This is a genomic window from Streptomyces sp. NBC_00203 (assembly GCF_045206325.1).
GTDB classification, from domain to species: domain Bacteria; phylum Actinomycetota; class Actinomycetes; order Streptomycetales; family Streptomycetaceae; genus Streptomyces; species Streptomyces lutosisoli.
This window is the reverse complement of the sequence record NZ_CP108126.1, coordinates 8,620,565-8,635,564: the sequence shown is the minus strand read 5'-3', so window position 1 is coordinate 8,635,564 and position 15,000 is coordinate 8,620,565. Positions and strand designations below refer to the sequence as shown.

Sequence of the window (15,000 nt, the reverse complement as noted above, 5' to 3'; positions counted from 1 at the left end):
TGGAGTACGCACATGGGTACCACGGTCGCCATCGCCTACCACTCCGGATTCGGGCACACCACGGTCCTCGCCGAGGCGGTGCGCGACGGGGTGGCCGACGCGGGTGCCGACGCCGTGCTGATCGCGGTGGACGGCATCACCGAGGAGGAGTGGGCCGCGCTCGACGCCGCGGACGCGATCGTCTTCGGCTCCCCCACCTACATGGGGTCCGCGTCCGCCGCCTTTCACGTCTTCGCCGAGTCGACGTCGAAGCGGTGGGCGGCGCGGGCCTGGAAGGACAAAGTGGCCTCGGGCTTCACCGTGGCGGGCGCGATGAACGGGGACAAGCTGCACACGCTGCAGTACTTCGCCATCCTCGCCTCGCAGCACGCCATGCACTGGGTCAACCTGGACCTGACGCCGGGCTGGTGCTCCTCGACCGGCTCCGAGCACGATCTGAACCGGCTCGGCATCACGCTCGGCGCCGGTGCCCAGGCCAACACCGACCAGGGCCCGGAGGCCGTCACCAAGGCCGACGCGGAGACCGCCCGGCATCTCGGCCGGCGGGTCGCCACGGTGGCCAAGGCCTTCGCGGGGGTGGCACGTTGAGCGCCCCCGGGATCACCGCGCTCGTCGTCCTCGACAACGAACTGCTCAGCCACGGAGTCCGCTCCATGCTGAAGAGCATCCCCACCATGGGATCGGTGTGGGCCTGCGGCAAGGCGGCGGAGGCGTTCGCGCTGCTGCCCGCGCAGCGGCCCGACATCGTGCTCTGTCTGGGCTCCGGCCCCGACACCCCCGCCCTCGTGCGGGGAGCCGTCCAGCACGGCGCCAAGGCTCTGCTGCTGCTCGAAGGCCCGGACCCGGACGCCGTCGACGAAGCCACCCTGCTCGCCGCCCACGGGTTTCTGATGCAGGCGGACGTGACCGTCGAGAAGCTCCGTGAAGCGCTGGACCGGGTGCATTCCGGGGATATTCCGCTACCACCGGGAATGGCCCGCACACTCATGTCGCGACAGACGCGGCGACCCGCCCGCAGAATTTCCCTCACCCCCCGGGAAGGAGAGGTGCTTCATCTGCTCGCCGAAGGCCTGAGCAATAAACAGATAGCCCGGCGACTCGGAATTTCCGAGCACGGAATAAAACGTCATGTCACCAATCTACTGGCCAAGCTCAATTCACCCAACCGGACACTGGCGGTCGCCCTTGCCCTCCAAGAAGGGCTGATCAGGGCCGCACAGCCAGCATGATCCACATATCTCCCGAATGGCGTGCCGCACTCGCGGCACGCCATTTTCTGGTTTTCTCGACAGGGGTGCACACCTACCCATTCGGGTACCCCGACCGAGCAGCCCGGAAGTGCATTACCAATAACTCCCGGATGCGCGACTCTATTTGTGCGGCAAGGAAATCCGGACCGACTCCCAAAAGGACGGGCCGGAAGGCCGAAAGCCCAGAAGGCCCCGGCTGTTCCGCAGGGCAGGGGAGGCGGCTCCACGCGAGCCGCCCCCGGCCCCCACCGTCCCGCCCAGGAAACTCAACAACAGGAGTCGCGTCCGATGGAACTCACCAAGAAGACCTCGCACGGCGTCGGGATCAAGGCCGTCGGCGGCCGTATCCCGGACCGGGTGGTCACCAACGCCGAACTGGAGGAGCTGCTCGACACCACCGACGAATGGATCAGCAAGTTCATCGGCATCAAGGAACGACGCTGGTCCGCCCCGGACGAGTGGACCTCCGACCTCGGCGCCGCCGCCCTGCTCGACGCCTGTGAGCGCGCGGGGGTCAGCCCGGACTCGCTCGACCTGGTCATCTGCGGGACCTACACGCCGGACCACATGATCCCGGCCGCGGCCGTGGGCATCATGCGCAAGGCCGGCATCCAGGGGGTGCCCGGCTTCGACGTGAACAGCGGCGGCTGCCCCGGCGGGGTCTTCGCCCTCGACGTGGGCGCCAAGTTCGTGAAGTCCGGTGACTACCGCCGGGTCGCGGTCGTGCTCGCCGACGTCAACACCAAGCTCTTCGACCCCGAGGACCGCACCGTGGGCGTCATCTTCGGTGACGGCGCCGCCTGCTACCTGCTGGAGCCCACCGCTCCCGGCACCGGGGTCGGTTCGGCGCTGCTGGCCAGCGACCCCAGCTCGTACCACACGGCGTATGTGAAGCGCGAGGAGCGGACCTGGCCGGACGGCACCCCCAAGCTGTCGGCGTTCGGCAACAACTACTCGTACATGCACGGCCGTTCGGTCCGCGACTTCGCTCTGGAGCACATCCCGGGCTTCGTCGAACAGCTGGTCAAGGCGGAGGGGATGACGGTCGAGGACATCGACCTGATCATCTTCCACCAGGCCAACTACCACATGATCGAGGCCCTGATGGAGAAGGTGGGGCTGCCCTGGGAGCGTACGTTCACGACGGTCGAGCGGTACGGCAACACCTCGGGCGCGGGGGTCCCGCTGGCCCTGCGCGACGCGATCGACGCGGGCCGCGTCAAGCCGGGCGACAACGTCGTACTCGTCTCCTTCGGGGCCGGCATGAGCCACGGCGGTACGGTCATCCGCTGGGCCGCGGAAGACGACTTCCTGCTGGGTTCCTGAGATGACGGTCACCACGGTCGCTGAACTCCCGCTCGGGAGCCGGGAGTTCAGCACGATCCGGGTCACCTGGGGCGGCGGGGTGGCGCACATCCTCCTCGACCGCCCCGAGCGGCGGAACGCCATCGATCTGACGCTCGCCCGCGAACTGCTGGACGCGGTGCACCTGGAGCCGGTGGCCCGGGCCCGGTGCGTGCTGCTCTCCGGCGCCGGCGCGCACTTCTGTGTCGGTGGCGACCTGAAGAGCTTCCGCGCACAGCCGGACATCCCCGGTCACCTCCTGGAGGTGACCAGCCATCTGCACGCGGCGCTCGCCCGGCTGGTCGCGAACGACGCCCCCCTCGTGGTGGCGGCCGGCGGCCATGTCGCGGGTGCCGGGCTCGGGGTCGCCTGCCTCGCGGACGTACTGCTCACCGAGGAGGGCGCCACCTTCCGGTCGGCGTACGCGGCGCTCGGGCTCACCCCGGACGCGGCCACCAGTCATCAGCTCCCCCAGCTCGTCGGATTGCGCCGGGCCCAGCGGATGACACTGCTCGGCCATGTGCTGGAGGCCGAGGAGGCCGTCGAGTGGGGGCTGTGCACCGAGGTCGTACCGGCCGGGCGGCTCGCCGAGCGGGCCCGGCAGGTCGCCGAGCAGCTCGCCGCGGGACCCACCCGCGCCTTCGGCGAGAGCGCGCGGCTGCTGCGCGCGGCGTCACGCCGGGCGCTCACCGAGCATCTGGAGGACGAGTCGACGACGCTGCGGGCCACCGCGCGCACCGCGGACGCGGCCGAGGGCATCGCGGCGTTCGTCGAACGCAGGCCCGCCGCGTTCCAAGGGCACTGAAGCCAACGGCCCCACTGAGGTCAACAGCCCATGGCCCCTGTGCCTGGCCGGGCCTGGGCCACCGAGACCCCACGGCACCGAGACACGTACCGGAAGAGACGAGGAGTCATGAACATCGAAGGGAACGTCGCCCTCATCACGGGCGGCACCTCGGGCCTGGGACTCGCCCTGGCCCGGCGGCTGCTCGCCGCGGGGGCCCAGGTCGTGCTGACCGGCCGCGACGCCGAGCGGGGCGCGAAGGCGGCGGCCGAACTCGGCCACGACATCGGCTTCGTGCGGGGCGACGTCTCCCGCGAGGAGGACGTCGAGGCCGCGGTCGCCGAGGCGGTGCGCAGGGGCCGCCTCGGTATCGCGGTCAACTGCGCGGGCTCCGCCCGGACGGGCCGGGTCCTGGGCCGTGGAGGCCCGCTGCCGGCCGCCGACTTCGAGGAGGTCGTCCGCGTCAATCTGCTCGGCACCTTCAATGTCGTACGACTGGCGGCCGCGGCGATGGCCGGCAATGAGCCGCAGGACGGCGACCGGGGTGTGGTGGTGTGCACGGCGTCCATCGCGGCCTTCGACGGCATGGCGGGACAGGCGGCCTACGCGGCGTCCAAGGCGGGCGTCACCGGTATGACGCTGCCGCTCGCACGGGATCTGGCCAAGCATGCGATCCGGGTGGTGACCGTGGCACCGGGGCTGTTCGAGACTCCGATGGTCGCGGGCCTGCGCGACGACATGCGGGCCTCGCTGGTGGCGCAGACTCCGCACCCCGGGCGCATGGGCAGGCCCGACGAGTTCGCCTCGCTGGTCACCCATGTCGTGGAGAACCCGATGCTCAACGGTGAAGTCATCCGGCTGGACGGGGCGGTACGTCTCGGTGTCGCGTGAGACGCACCGCCACCGCCTTCCCGCGCTCGGGTCAGCCGCTCAGGCCGCCGCCGGGTTCGGGCCGCGCGCCTCTCAAGCCGCGGCCGGTGAGGCCGTGTTGCGCAGCTCGGCGGTGAACCCGGTACGCCAGGTGGGGTACCGCGGGGTCCAGTCGAGCTGCAGCTTGGCGCGGGCGTTGTCCGCGCCGCGCAGCTGGGTCATGAAGGCGACGCCCCAGCCGCCGACGGCCATCCGGGCGAGTGCGGCGGGCGCGCCCTTGGGCTTCCGCGCGCCGAGGATGTCGGCGAGTTCGGGCAGCCAGACGTTCATCGGCGCGGGCTCGTCGTCCACCACGTTCAGTACGCCGCTGTAGTCGGACTTCAGCGCCGCGACCACCGCGGCGGCGGCATCCCGGGTGTGGGTGAAGGAGAAGGTCGCGGTGCCGCCGCCGACCAGGGGCACCTTGCCCGCCCTCACCTGCTGGACGAACGAGCCGTCGGGGGCGTAGATCGTGCCCGGCCCGTAGAGGTGCCCGAGACGCAGTACGGCGCCCTCGGCGAGCAGCGTCTGCCGTTCCAGGTCACGCAGGGCGCCGAGCACCGGCACGAACTGCTTGGGCGGGTTCTTCCACAGCGGCGCCTCCTCGTCGGCGGCGCCCGTGCCGCCCGGGTCGTACGCGTAGGCGAGGCCCTGCGAGACGATCCGTTGTACGCCGATGTCGCGGGCGGCTTCGAAGAGGTTGCGGGTGCCTTCGGTGCGCAGCCGGTTGGTCAGTTCGAAGTCCTTGGCCAGGCGGCGCGGATTGATCTCGGCCGGGATGGCCGTGAGCATGTTGACGACGGCCTGCGGCGCGGCGGAGCGCAGCGCCTTGGCGACGGCCGCGCGGTCCAGGGCGTCGGCCTCGACGACCTTCGCGCCGAGCCGGTCGGCGGCCGTCGCGCTGCGTCCGGGACGGGACAGCACGACCACGTCGTGGCCCGCCGAGCGCAGCAGCGGCACCAGCTGCCGACCGATGACGCCGGTCCCGCCGGCGACGAGAACTTGCATGACAACTCCAGGAATCAGGCCCCGGCTGCCCGGGAACGATGGGTGACTTCAGGACGGGCGACGGTGCGCCGCTGCGACAGTTCGTCGATGTGATGCCGGTCACTGTCATCGGTGAACTCGCCGAGCTCGTGGGCGAGTTCGGCGAGCAGCGGCGGTGGTGCGTCGAGGAAGGCGTGGTGCCCGCCGGGAAGGGTGACGCGGCGGAAGGCGCCCCGCGCCGAGCAGGCCGCCCAGCCCGCCATCCGCTCCGGCGCCACCTGGTCGTCGTCGCGCCAGCCGATGGCGTGCACACCGACGGGCAGGGGCACCGGGAGCTGCACGCTGTAGCGCTGGGCAGCGGTGACGTCGGCCCGCAGTACGCGCAGCCCCGCGGTGAGGGTGGCGAGCGACTCCGCGCCGCCCATCACCCGGGTGAGCCTGCCGATCTCGGTGACGAGCTGCGCGTCGGTCATCCGCAGCAGCGGCCCCCATGGACCGTGGTGGGGTGCCACCTGGGAGGAGACGAAGAGCCTTGCCGGTAACGGCAGTTGCCGCCGGACCAGCCGCACGGTGAGCGCGAAGGCCTGGAGCGCTCCGGTGCTGTGCCCGAGGAGGGCGAAGGGCCGGTCGAGCCAGGGCAGCAGCGCGTCGGCGGCCCGTGCGGCGAACGCCTCGTACGTGCCGTAGTGCTCCTCGCCCCGGCGCGCCTCACGGCCCGGCGGCTGGACCCGGCAGAGTTCGGCGCCGCCGACGCGGTCCGGCCAGTGCCGGTAGGTCGAGGCACCGAGGCCCGGGTACGGAAAGCAGAACAGGCGGGCGGTGGCGTCCGGCGCGGGCGTACGGGACAGCCAGGGTTCGGTCCTCGGCCGCGCGGGCGGCTCAGCGGTGCCGCCGGCCATCGGGCATCCTGGGCATGGTTCGACCCCTTCCCCAGAGGGAATTTGACTTCCGTAGTCAAGTCCATGCACATCGGACAGTCAATCAAATCTGACACAGTGTGGCGGTCAGCTGCGGCACAGCACGTCGGAGCGGGTGCGACGGCAATAGGAGAGGAACAGACTTCGGCCATTGAGTCGGCAGCCTCATTGACACACTGACAAATGGCGGTAAACAAGAAGTCGCACCGTGCCCGCAACCACCCCCCATGCTGTGCAAGGGCATGTCAGTAAGCCCCTGGAGAAACATGAAACCGCCACTGAGCGTGTCCAGCGGCATCGGCCGGCGTCTGCGTGAGCAGCGCCGGCGGCGCGGCCTCAACCAACAGGACCTGGCCTCCGAAGACATATCCGTCAGTTATGTGTCCCTGATCGAGACGGGCAAGAGAATGCCGTCGCCCGCGATCCTCGAAGCGCTCGCCGACCGCGTGGGCTGCTCCGTGGAGTATCTGCGCACCGGACGCGACGACAACCGCGGCAAGGAGCTCCGGCTCAAACTCGCGTTCGCGGACATCGCGCTGCGCAACGGGGCGTACGGCGAGGCCCTCCAGTCCTACGCCGAAGTCCTGGAGTCGGCCCCGCTCCTCGACGCGCCGGCGCTGCGCAGGGCGAATCTCGGTCAGGCCCTGACCATGGAACGACTGGGCCGCACCGAGCCCGCTCTCCACCTCCTGCACGCCCTCTACGAATCACCCGACACCACACCGGGCTCCGCCGAGTGGGCCCAGCTGGCGATCGCGCTGTGCCGTTGCTATCGCACCGCCGGTGACCTGGACATGAGCATCGAGATAGGCGAGAAGGCCACCCGCACTCTCGACGATCTCGGGCTGGAGACCACGGACGACCATGTGCAGCTCGGCACCGCCCTGATGGGCTGCTACCAGCTGCGCGGCAACCTGCCCCGGGCTCATATGCTGGCCGCCCGGCTGGTCGAGACCGCGGACTCCACGGGTTCGCGGGCGACGCGCGGCTCGGCGTACTGGAACGCGGGCCTGGTCGCCCACTCCCGCGGCCGGACCAGTGAGGCGCTCGCCCTCATCGAGCGGGCCCTGGTGCTCATGGCGCAGACCGACAACGTCCGGCACCAGGCGATGCTCAAGGGTTCGTACGGCATCCTGCTGCTCGAATCCCATACGCCGGAGCCCGCGCGGGCACTGCGGCTCCTCAAGGAGGCGCGGCGCGATCTGGCCGAAGTCGGCACCGCCCTGGAGCGCGCGCTCGCCGAAATGGGCGTCGCCTGGGCCACGTTGAGGTGCGGTCGCGCCGAGGAGGCGGTGACGCTCGCCGAGCGGGCGCTGGGCCTGTTCAGCGCGCAGGACACCGTGGAGGTCGTCGAGGCGCGTTTCATCCTCGGTGAGGCGCTCTTCGCGACCGGGGAGGGCGGGCGCGGCGAGTCCGCGTTCCAGGAGGCCGTACGGCAGTTGGGCCGGCTCACGCCGAGCAGGAAGACGTCGAAGCTGTGGCGCAGGCTCGGCGACTTCTGGCAGCACCAGGGGCGGTCGGCCGAGGCGCTGGGCGCCTATCAGCAGGCGCTGGCGGGGGTCGGGCTGCATCCGCTGCCGGCGCCCGAGCCGGTACTGATGGAACACCTGCCCGCGATGGAGCCGGTGCCGACGGAACACCTGGCCGTGGCCGAGCCGATGCCGACGGAACACCCGCCCGTGATCGAGCCGGTGCCGACGGAACATCTGCCCGTGGCCGAGCCGATGCCGACGGAACGGTTGCCGGCGGCCGAGCCGGTGCTGACCGAGCGGCAGCGCTGAGTCGTGCGGGCTCGTTCCGTTCGGCCGGGATGAGCCCGCACGCCCGTGGAGCAGGGCTGATTCACCCGTGAGGAGGTCCGCCTCACCCCTTGAGGATGTCCGCGGCGGCCTGCTCGCCGGAGCGGACGGCGCCCTCCATGTGCCCGTTCCAGAAGGTCGCGGTCTCGGCGCCCGCCCAGTGGATGACTCCGGCGGTCTTCCTGATGGAGGAGCCGAAACGGGTGAGGACGCCGGGCGGCGTGAAGCCGGGGGCGCCGCCGCGGGTGTACTCCTCGGCGTCCCAGCGCCCCAGCACGAACTCGGTGGGCGTGGCCGCCTGGGAGCCGAAGTAGCGTGCCAGGTCGTCGAGGATCAGCTGCCTGATGGTGGCGTCGCTCTTGTCCTCGACCGCGCGCATCTGGTCACCGTCGAGGAAGGCGAGCAGGGCGCCGTACGAGCCGTCGGGAGGCGAGTTGTCGAAGGTGCTACGGGTGGTGCCGGTCAGGGCCGCCACCTGGCCGTTGAGGCCCGCGTCCCGCCAGAACGGCTTGTCGTAGACCACGATCGCCTTGCCGATGGAGGAGAGCGGGAAGCGCTGGGTGAGCTGGTCGCGGGTGGCGGGCAGCGCGGGGCTGTAGACGATGCGGCCGGCGAGGGTGGGCGGGAGGGCGACGACGACCGAACTGGCCGTCACCGCGAGGCCGTCGGCGACGACGAGGGCCGAGCTGCCCGACTGGACGATCCGCCGGACCGGGGCCTTGAGCACCACCTTGCTGCCGAGTGCCGCGGCCATCTTCGTGGCGAGCTGGTAGGGGCCGCCGACGAAGCGTGAGTCGCGGGCGCCGCCCAGGGTGCTGATGAGCCGGGTGAGGTTGCCCGGGTTGGTCTCGTTCCCGGAGACCGCGATGTAGTTCAGGATCCACAGCAGGGAGATGTCGCGGGACTCGGCGGACAGCGCGCCGTTGGACATCAGATGCAGGATCGTCTTCGCGTTGGCGTTGGTGACGTTGCCCTCGATCCAGCTCGCGAAGGTCTGCCCGTCGAGCTCCTCGGCCTTGGGCGCGGTCCAGGGCGCGTCCACGGGGATGGTCGAGGCGAGGGTGTCGAGCTGGTAGATGGCCTGGCCGAGGGCCTGGTAGGAGTCGTTGTCCATGGGCGGCAGCGCGCCGCTGTAGCGGATCACGGTGCCGTCGGCGGTGTAGTAGATGCTCTCGCCGGTGTTGTAGCCGGTGAACGTCTTGACGCCGAGTTCGTCGGCCAGCGCCTGGAGCCGGGTCTGGGTGGGGCCGGTGAACTGGCCGCCGCGCTCTATGGTTCCGCCGTTGGCGAGACCTATGTCGTGGACCCGGCCGCCCACCCGGTCGCGGGCCTCCAGAACCAGCACCTTCTTGCCGGCGGCGACCAGCTTGCGGGCCGCGGTCAGCCCCGCGAGGCCCGCGCCGACGACCACGGTGTCGACGACGGCGTCCGCGCCCTCGGTGGCCTGCGCCCGGGCGGGGCTCGCCACGGCGGCCGTGGTGGCGGCGCCCGCCCCGAGGGCGACACCGGCGCCGAGGAGGCTTCTGCGGTTCAGTTGCGGTCTCATGATTCCCCTTCGAATGCGTTGCGGTGGGTCGCGGTGCGTTGCCGAAGAAAGTGCGACACCGCCCGTCCTATCAAGACTGGGGCGAGTGTTTCGAAATCACGTACGCACGCAGGGAATTGTCCGGGTGTCGTCGCCGCACTGCGTCAAGTTCCGTGGACAGGAATATGCGTTGTGGATACAACAGCAGTCACCGGAATTCTCGGGAGGGTAAAAGGATGTCTGCATTCCGCCATGAACCCGTACTCGTTCGGGGCGCTGAGGCCGAGACCATCAGCCACTCCACCGGCGCGGCGTTTCTACTCACCGACGCGGGCAGCACCGCGGGGGCGCTCAGCTGCCACCGGGTACTGCTCGCCCCGGGCGCCGACGGCTCCGCGCCGCACTATCACGCCCGTTCGTCGGAGCTGTTCTATGTCGTTGCCGGCGCCGTGCAGTTGCTGGGCGGCGACAAGGTCGTCGAGGCGGGCCGCGGCGACCTGGTGGTCGTACCGCCGTTCATGCCGCACGCCTTCGCCGCGGTACCGGGATCGGAGGCCGAGCTGCTGATCACCATCACGCCGGGCGTCGACCGCTTCGACTACTTCCGGCTGCTCGGCCGGATCGTCAACGGCGAGGCCCCGTACTCGGATCTGCTGGCCGTCGAGGACAGCTTCGACAGCCACTCGGTGCACAGCGAGATCTGGGCGGCAGCGCGTTCACCGCAGGCGGCCTGAGGGCGCCTGCGGAGGGCTCGCGAAGGCCCGTGGCATCCGGACCGGCAGGACGTCTTCACTGCCGGTCCGGGCGACCGCGGGCCTTTCCCGTGTCCCGTGCCTGTATGTGCCCGGGACCGCTCAGTCCGACCGCTCAGCCCCAGGGGCCGAAGCCGGTCACCCGGTCGATGGTGACGCGGACGACGAAGCCGGTGGCGTTCGCGAAGCGGTCCGCGGGCCAGGACGCTCCGGCGTCCAGGTACGGCACGGCGATCCGGCCGAGCAGGGCGACGGCGCCGCCCTGAAGGACCTCGGCGGTGCCGTGCGCCACGAAGTGGTACTCCATGCCGTCGGGGCTCTTGGCCCCCGACGCCATGGAGAGCGCGACCCGCGGGTCGCGGCGCAGATTGCGGATCTTCTGCTGCTCGTAGAGGTGGCCGGAGACGATCCGGTCCTTCTCGTCGAGTCCCACCCAGACACAGGCCACCTGTGGGCTGCCGTCCGGGTTGAGGGTCACCATGTGCGCGAGATGGCCGGAGGTGAGAGCCCGGCGCACCGGTGCGGTCAGCTGGTAGCGCGTTGTGCTGCTCACAGTGGTTCCTCTCTCACTGCCCGGCCGGTGAAGGGGAAACAGCTCCCGCCGCCCGACCCCTGGCGGCGGGAGCTGTGCGGGGACACCGCTTCGGAAAGCGTCCCCGGTATGTGGGGGATTCATCGGGAGGGATATCGATCGCGTGCATTCCCTCGCCTCGGTCAAGCATTAGTCAGTCAAGCATGAGCCAGTCAAGCAAAGCCGAACTTCTGAATTCCGCCCGGGCGGTTCGCGGTTCGGTACTGCGTCATATCGCGCGGAATTCTTCATGAGGAGACGCTGGACACGGCGGGCACGGCGGGAACTGCTCCGTGCCGGCGTATCGCGCCCGCCGCCCGGCGGGCCGCGAGCCGCTCCAGGGCCTGGAAGCCGTGGGCCGCGGAGGCCAGCGTCACATGGTGGTGCCAGCCCCGGAAGGAGCGGCCCTCGAAGTCGACGAGGCCGCACTCCTCGCGCAGCCGCCCGAGGTCGTAGCGGGAGCGCCAGCGCAGCTTCGCCGTGGAGACGAGATCGGGGAGCCGGCGCGAGCCGAGGTTGGTGACCCAGTAGGTCCGCGGCTGCGGCCGCCCGGCCGGCCATTCGACGAGGAGCTGGCGGGGCCTGCGAAAGCGGCGCTCGCCGTGCCGGACAGCCGGGCCGCCGGGGCCCGCCGGGATCTGCGCGGCGAGGAACTGCGACTGCCTCACCCGGCTCTCGACGCCTTCGCGCCAGGCGAGGGTGACGCGGGCGCTGCGGCGGCCCGCCGTGTGCATCATGTCGGCGGCCGTGCCCAGCACGACGGGCGATCCGTTCGCCGAGGGGGCCGCCAGCAGTGGTGCGCCACCGGCGACTTCGACGAGATAGCCGAGCCCGCGGGCCTCCAGCCCGTCGAGTAACGGGAGGACGTCGGGTTCGTGCCGCCAGTCGGCGAGTATCGGAGCGGGCCTGAGGTCCCACTCCTGCACCATCTCGTCGAGGCTGTGCAGCACATGCCGCCAGCGGGGCTGGTGGCGCTCGACGTCCGGCACCCGGGCCGCGCCGCGCCGCCGCTCGTCGTCGTCCCAGTGCGGCGGCATCAGCAGCCGCCAGTTCACCGGGATGCTGGCGTCCTCGGTGGCGAGGGACACGGCCAGGCCCAGTTGGCAGTTGGCGGTGCGGCCCTCGGCCGGCACGAACTGCCGGGCCACTCCCGCCGAGTGGTTGCCGTTCTTCGGGAAGACCACCTCGTCCACCACCCAGGCGTCGGGTTCGGCGGCGAGGAAGACCTGCTCGGCGAGGCGTTTACGGACATCCGTCACCTCCCAGGGACTCTGGCTCACGAACTGTTGCAGTGACTGGGAGGCGCGGCGGCCGAGGACATGCTCGGAGATACGGGCCGGAGTCTTGCGGCCACTGGCGTCGAGCAGTCCGCGCACATAGACCTCGCCCCAGCGGCGCTGGTCGGAGCGGGCGAACGGCGAGAAGAGATACGCGCAGTATTCGGAGAGACCGTCTCCCCGGCCCCGCTCCCGCGTGGCGTTCAGGTCAGCGTTCAAAGACATGGAGACCCCCTGCGTGAAGCATCAATGCCAGTTAACTCCGGCTGTGAAAATCTGTCAAGTCACCAGTAAAACAGCTGTTTTGGGGGCTGTCATACGCCAACGGGCGGAGTCTCCGACCTGGAGACTCCGCCCGTGGCGGTGGTGGTGGTTGTTTACAGCGACGCCGAGCCCTCCATGGGGTCCAGGTCGTCCACGATGTACGTCTTCACCAGCGGACTACCGTCCTCACCTGCGACGACGATCCAGGTCTGGTACGCGTCGAAGCCCAGCCACTGGCTGCGCGCCGCGGGCGGATTCCAGATGTGGGCCTGCCAGTTGACAACCACCTTGACAAGCGCCTCACCGCGGGCGGTGGGCTCCACCTCGACGCTCTTGAGCTCGTGCACCTCGTCGAAGAAGCGGTTGGTCACCGCCTCGTACCAGCCCTTGAACTCGTCCAGCGTCGTGAGCGTCGCTTCGGGGAAGCGCATCTCCAGGCCGTCCTGGACGAGATAGGGCAGCACCTGCTCCAGCGGGACGTGCTGGTCCAGGGCGATGTACCAGTCGCGGACCGCGTCACGGATGGACTGCTCGGTCAAGGAGGCGCCGAGCAGGGTGGATTCGGTCATGGGAAGCCTTCTTCCTCGTACGCGTGTGATCGGTCTCTTCAGTCGATGGAGGCGTCCCGATAGCCCTCGCTGACCTCCACGATCACCCCGTCCGGGTCGGTCAGCCACACGCTCTGCCACCCGGGGATGAAGTCGTCGAAGTGCAGCGGGCCCAGCGTCACCGGGACCTCGTCGCCCACCTTGGTGAGGAAGGCGTCCAAGTCGTCCGTCTGGAAGGCCAGATGACGGGCCACGCCCGGCTGGGCGGGACCGTCCCCGGCCGGCTTCACCAGCGGCTCGGTGTCGGAGTGGAACAGTTCCAGATAGACGTCGCCCTGCCGCAGGAACACGATCCGGTCGTCGTCCAGTTCCACCGTGCGCGCCCGGCTGAAGCCGAACCACCGCTCGTAGAACGCCTCCGTCGCGCCCAGATCACGGCAGTTCAGCCCCACATGGGACCACCGCAGGCTCATGTGCCCCCCTTGATGAGGTCGGCGGCCCGCTCGGCGATCGCCGCGATGGCCGTGTTGCAGTTGCCCGAGGGCACCGCGGGCATCACGCTCGCGTCGACGACGCGCAGCCCGGTCACCCCGTGCACCTTCAGGTCCGGGTCGACGACGGAGAGATCGTCGATGCCCATGCGGCACGAGCCGGCCTGGTGGTGGTAGCTGTCCGCGCGCTCGCGCACGAACCGTTCGATGTCGGCGTCGGTGCGCACGTCCGGGCCCGGCAGCAGCTCTCCCTTGAGGTGCTCCTTGAAGGCCGAGGTGGCGAAGATGTCACGGGACAGCTTCACCGCCTGCACCAGCCGCTCGACGTCGGACCGGTCCCCCAGATAGTTGGGGTCGACCAGCGGCTTGGCGAACGGGTCCGCGCTCGCCAGCCGCACGGTGCCGCGGGACTGGGGGCGCACCACACCGGGCAGGATGCTGACCGCGTTGGGGTGCTGCTGGCCCACGATGATGTCGAACGGCACATGCACGAAGGCGATCTGCAGGTCGGGCGCGATCAGTCCGGGCCGCGAGGTGGCGAAGAGCGCCGACTCGGAGAGGTTCTGGTGGCCCTGCTCGACCGGCTCCACGGTCTCGGCGATGAGTCCGGTGAGCACATGGTTGTGGAAGTTCTCGCCCACGCCCGGCAGCCCCGCGGTGACCTCGATGCCCAGTGGCCGCAGCTGCTCGGGGGAACCGACGCCGGACAGCAGCAGGATCTTGGGCGACTCGATCGCGCCCGCGCACAACAGGACCTCGGCGCCCGCCCGTACCGTGTGCTCACCGGGCTCGCCGGGCCGGGCGTTGCGTACCGTACGCCCCTCGCCGGTGAAGGCGATCTCCTGCTGGACGTAGGTGACACCGGTGCAGCGGCCGTCCTCGATCACCAGCCGGGCCACCTGGGCGCCCGTACGGAGTGTCAGGTTCGGCCGGTCCAGGGCGGGTTCGAGGTATGAGACCAGCGCGCCGCGCCGCCTGCCGTCGCGGGCGTCGAGATGGTGCCAGCCCGCGCCGATCATCCGCGAGCCGTTGAAGTCGTCCAGCTCGGTGTGGCCCAGCTCCACGCACGCGTCGATGAAGGTGCGCGAGAGCGGATTGGGGTGGTGCGCGCCCGCGTTGGTGACGACCTGGGGTCCGCCGATGCCCGTCTCGGGTCCGTGCGGGTCCTCCTGGTCCTCCATCCTGCGGAAGTACGGCAGCAGGTCCTCATGCGACCAGCCCGCGGCGCCCTGGTACGCCCAGGCGTCGAAGTCCGAGGGGTGCCCGCGGACGTGCATCATGATGTACAGGTTGCTGCTGCCGCCGGGGATCTTGCCCCGCGGTTCGTACGTCGACCGCCCGCCCAGCGCCGGCTGCGGAACACTCGTGTAGCCCCAGTCGACCTCGGAGCCCAGCAGGGTGAACCAGAGCGGTGCCTGGTCGACGTTGGCCGGGATGTGGTTGCCGCCGGCCTCCAGGAGCAGGACCCGTACCGCGGGGTCCTCGGTGAGGCGGGCGGCGAGCACGGAGCCCGCGGTTCCCGCGCCCACGATGATGTAGTCGTAGTCGCTGTGGTCCTCGTGTTCCGCCATGTCGGCTCCCG

The 15,000-nt window shown here is 70.4% G+C and carries 15 protein-coding genes; 7 read left to right on the top strand and 8 right to left on the bottom strand.

Annotation, left to right across the window (positions count from 1 at the left end):
* Positions 1 to 12 precede the first annotated feature (12 nt).
* From OG975_RS38360 to OG975_RS38340, 5 genes are all read left to right on the top strand, one after another.
* Entirely contained in the window at positions 13 to 588 is a 576-nt protein-coding gene (locus OG975_RS38360; protein ID WP_406334089.1) for a flavodoxin family protein, read from the top strand.
* Positions 585 to 1,229, top strand: coding sequence for a response regulator transcription factor (locus OG975_RS38355; RefSeq protein ID WP_406334088.1), 645 nt, complete (start codon positions 585 to 587; stop codon positions 1,227 to 1,229). The genes OG975_RS38360 and OG975_RS38355 overlap by 4 nt, the downstream gene beginning before the upstream one ends.
* Before the next feature lie 309 nt (positions 1,230 to 1,538).
* Positions 1,539 to 2,576 (top strand): ketoacyl-ACP synthase III, encoded by a 1,038-nt coding sequence (locus OG975_RS38350; protein WP_330308341.1) that lies wholly within the window; start codon positions 1,539 to 1,541, stop codon positions 2,574 to 2,576.
* A gap of 1 nt (position 2,577) precedes the next feature.
* Positions 2,578 to 3,399: an enoyl-CoA hydratase/isomerase family protein gene (locus OG975_RS38345; RefSeq protein ID WP_406334086.1), complete on the top strand. Its 822-nt coding sequence runs from the start codon at positions 2,578 to 2,580 to the stop codon at positions 3,397 to 3,399.
* Between the two features lie 108 nt (positions 3,400 to 3,507).
* The gene (locus tag OG975_RS38340; RefSeq protein WP_406334084.1) at positions 3,508 to 4,269 is read left to right on the top strand and encodes an SDR family NAD(P)-dependent oxidoreductase; all 762 of its coding nucleotides are present in this window, start codon (positions 3,508 to 3,510) and stop codon (positions 4,267 to 4,269) included.
* A 72-nt stretch (positions 4,270 to 4,341) separates the two neighbouring features.
* Here OG975_RS38340 and OG975_RS38335 read toward each other — a convergent pair whose 3' ends face one another.
* Together OG975_RS38335 and OG975_RS38330 are read right to left on the bottom strand one after the other, a co-directional pair.
* Positions 4,342 to 5,295, bottom strand: a complete 954-nt coding sequence (locus OG975_RS38335) for an NAD-dependent epimerase/dehydratase family protein (protein WP_406334083.1) — start codon at positions 5,293 to 5,295, stop codon at positions 4,342 to 4,344.
* Positions 5,296 to 5,309: 14 nt separating this feature from the next.
* Positions 5,310 to 6,173, bottom strand: a complete 864-nt coding sequence (locus OG975_RS38330) for a thioesterase II family protein (protein ID WP_406334082.1) — start codon at positions 6,171 to 6,173, stop codon at positions 5,310 to 5,312.
* A gap of 284 nt (positions 6,174 to 6,457) precedes the next feature.
* Here OG975_RS38330 and OG975_RS38325 point away from each other — a divergent pair, with 284 nt between their 5' ends.
* The gene (locus OG975_RS38325; protein ID WP_406334080.1) at positions 6,458 to 7,972 is read left to right on the top strand and encodes a helix-turn-helix domain-containing protein; all 1,515 of its coding nucleotides are present in this window, start codon (positions 6,458 to 6,460) and stop codon (positions 7,970 to 7,972) included.
* Positions 7,973 to 8,054: 82 nt separating this feature from the next.
* Here the strand turns inward: OG975_RS38325 and OG975_RS38320 are convergent, their stop codons facing one another.
* Complete coding sequence (locus tag OG975_RS38320; protein ID WP_406334078.1) at positions 8,055 to 9,536, bottom strand: flavin monoamine oxidase family protein; 1,482 nt, start codon at positions 9,534 to 9,536, stop codon at positions 8,055 to 8,057.
* Positions 9,537 to 9,751: 215 nt separating this feature from the next.
* On the opposite strand from OG975_RS38320, the gene OG975_RS38315 reads away from it, so the two are divergent.
* A complete protein-coding gene (locus OG975_RS38315; RefSeq protein ID WP_330308334.1) occupies positions 9,752 to 10,249 on the top strand; it encodes a cupin domain-containing protein in 498 nt (165 codons plus the stop codon).
* Between the two features lie 133 nt (positions 10,250 to 10,382).
* Here the strand turns inward: OG975_RS38315 and OG975_RS38310 are convergent, their stop codons facing one another.
* The 5 genes from OG975_RS38310 to OG975_RS38290 form a co-directional block, all read right to left on the bottom strand.
* Complete coding sequence (locus OG975_RS38310; RefSeq protein ID WP_406334076.1) at positions 10,383 to 10,820, bottom strand: TIGR03618 family F420-dependent PPOX class oxidoreductase; 438 nt, start codon at positions 10,818 to 10,820, stop codon at positions 10,383 to 10,385.
* A gap of 266 nt (positions 10,821 to 11,086) precedes the next feature.
* Positions 11,087 to 12,340 (bottom strand): IS701 family transposase, encoded by a 1,254-nt coding sequence (locus tag OG975_RS38305; protein ID WP_327433022.1) that lies wholly within the window; start codon positions 12,338 to 12,340, stop codon positions 11,087 to 11,089.
* A 152-nt stretch (positions 12,341 to 12,492) separates the two neighbouring features.
* On the bottom strand, positions 12,493 to 12,948 hold the full coding sequence (locus OG975_RS38300) for a nuclear transport factor 2 family protein (protein WP_327433021.1): 456 nt from the start codon (positions 12,946 to 12,948) through the stop codon (positions 12,493 to 12,495).
* A gap of 38 nt (positions 12,949 to 12,986) precedes the next feature.
* A complete protein-coding gene (locus tag OG975_RS38295) occupies positions 12,987 to 13,400 on the bottom strand; it encodes a VOC family protein (protein ID WP_327433020.1) in 414 nt (137 codons plus the stop codon).
* A complete protein-coding gene (locus OG975_RS38290; protein ID WP_406334073.1) occupies positions 13,397 to 14,989 on the bottom strand; it encodes a GMC family oxidoreductase in 1,593 nt (530 codons plus the stop codon). The genes OG975_RS38295 and OG975_RS38290 overlap by 4 nt, the downstream gene beginning before the upstream one ends.
* Positions 14,990 to 15,000: the final 11 nt, after the last annotated feature.

Excerpts from the sequence above, each read along its gene's own strand:
- OG975_RS38305 (WP_327433022.1), bottom strand. The coding sequence starts at position 12,340 with ATGTCTTTGAACGCTGACCTGAACGCCACGCGGGAGCGGGGCCGGGGA.
- OG975_RS38325 (WP_406334080.1), top strand. The coding sequence starts at position 6,458 with ATGAAACCGCCACTGAGCGTGTCCAGCGGCATCGGCCGGCGTCTGCGT.
- OG975_RS38340 (WP_406334084.1), top strand. The coding sequence starts at position 3,508 with ATGAACATCGAAGGGAACGTCGCCCTCATCACGGGCGGCACCTCGGGC.
- OG975_RS38360 (WP_406334089.1), top strand. The coding sequence starts at position 13 with ATGGGTACCACGGTCGCCATCGCCTACCACTCCGGATTCGGGCACACC.
- OG975_RS38315 (WP_330308334.1), top strand. The coding sequence starts at position 9,752 with ATGTCTGCATTCCGCCATGAACCCGTACTCGTTCGGGGCGCTGAGGCC.
- OG975_RS38320 (WP_406334078.1), bottom strand. The coding sequence starts at position 9,536 with ATGAGACCGCAACTGAACCGCAGAAGCCTCCTCGGCGCCGGTGTCGCC.
- OG975_RS38335 (WP_406334083.1), bottom strand. The coding sequence starts at position 5,295 with ATGCAAGTTCTCGTCGCCGGCGGGACCGGCGTCATCGGTCGGCAGCTG.
- OG975_RS38295 (WP_327433020.1), bottom strand. The coding sequence starts at position 13,400 with ATGAGCCTGCGGTGGTCCCATGTGGGGCTGAACTGCCGTGATCTGGGC.
- OG975_RS38330 (WP_406334082.1), bottom strand. The coding sequence starts at position 6,173 with ATGGCCGGCGGCACCGCTGAGCCGCCCGCGCGGCCGAGGACCGAACCC.
- OG975_RS38290 (WP_406334073.1), bottom strand. The coding sequence starts at position 14,989 with ATGGCGGAACACGAGGACCACAGCGACTACGACTACATCATCGTGGGC.
- OG975_RS38350 (WP_330308341.1), top strand. The coding sequence starts at position 1,539 with ATGGAACTCACCAAGAAGACCTCGCACGGCGTCGGGATCAAGGCCGTC.
- OG975_RS38345 (WP_406334086.1), top strand. The coding sequence starts at position 2,578 with ATGACGGTCACCACGGTCGCTGAACTCCCGCTCGGGAGCCGGGAGTTC.
- OG975_RS38300 (WP_327433021.1), bottom strand. The coding sequence starts at position 12,948 with ATGACCGAATCCACCCTGCTCGGCGCCTCCTTGACCGAGCAGTCCATC.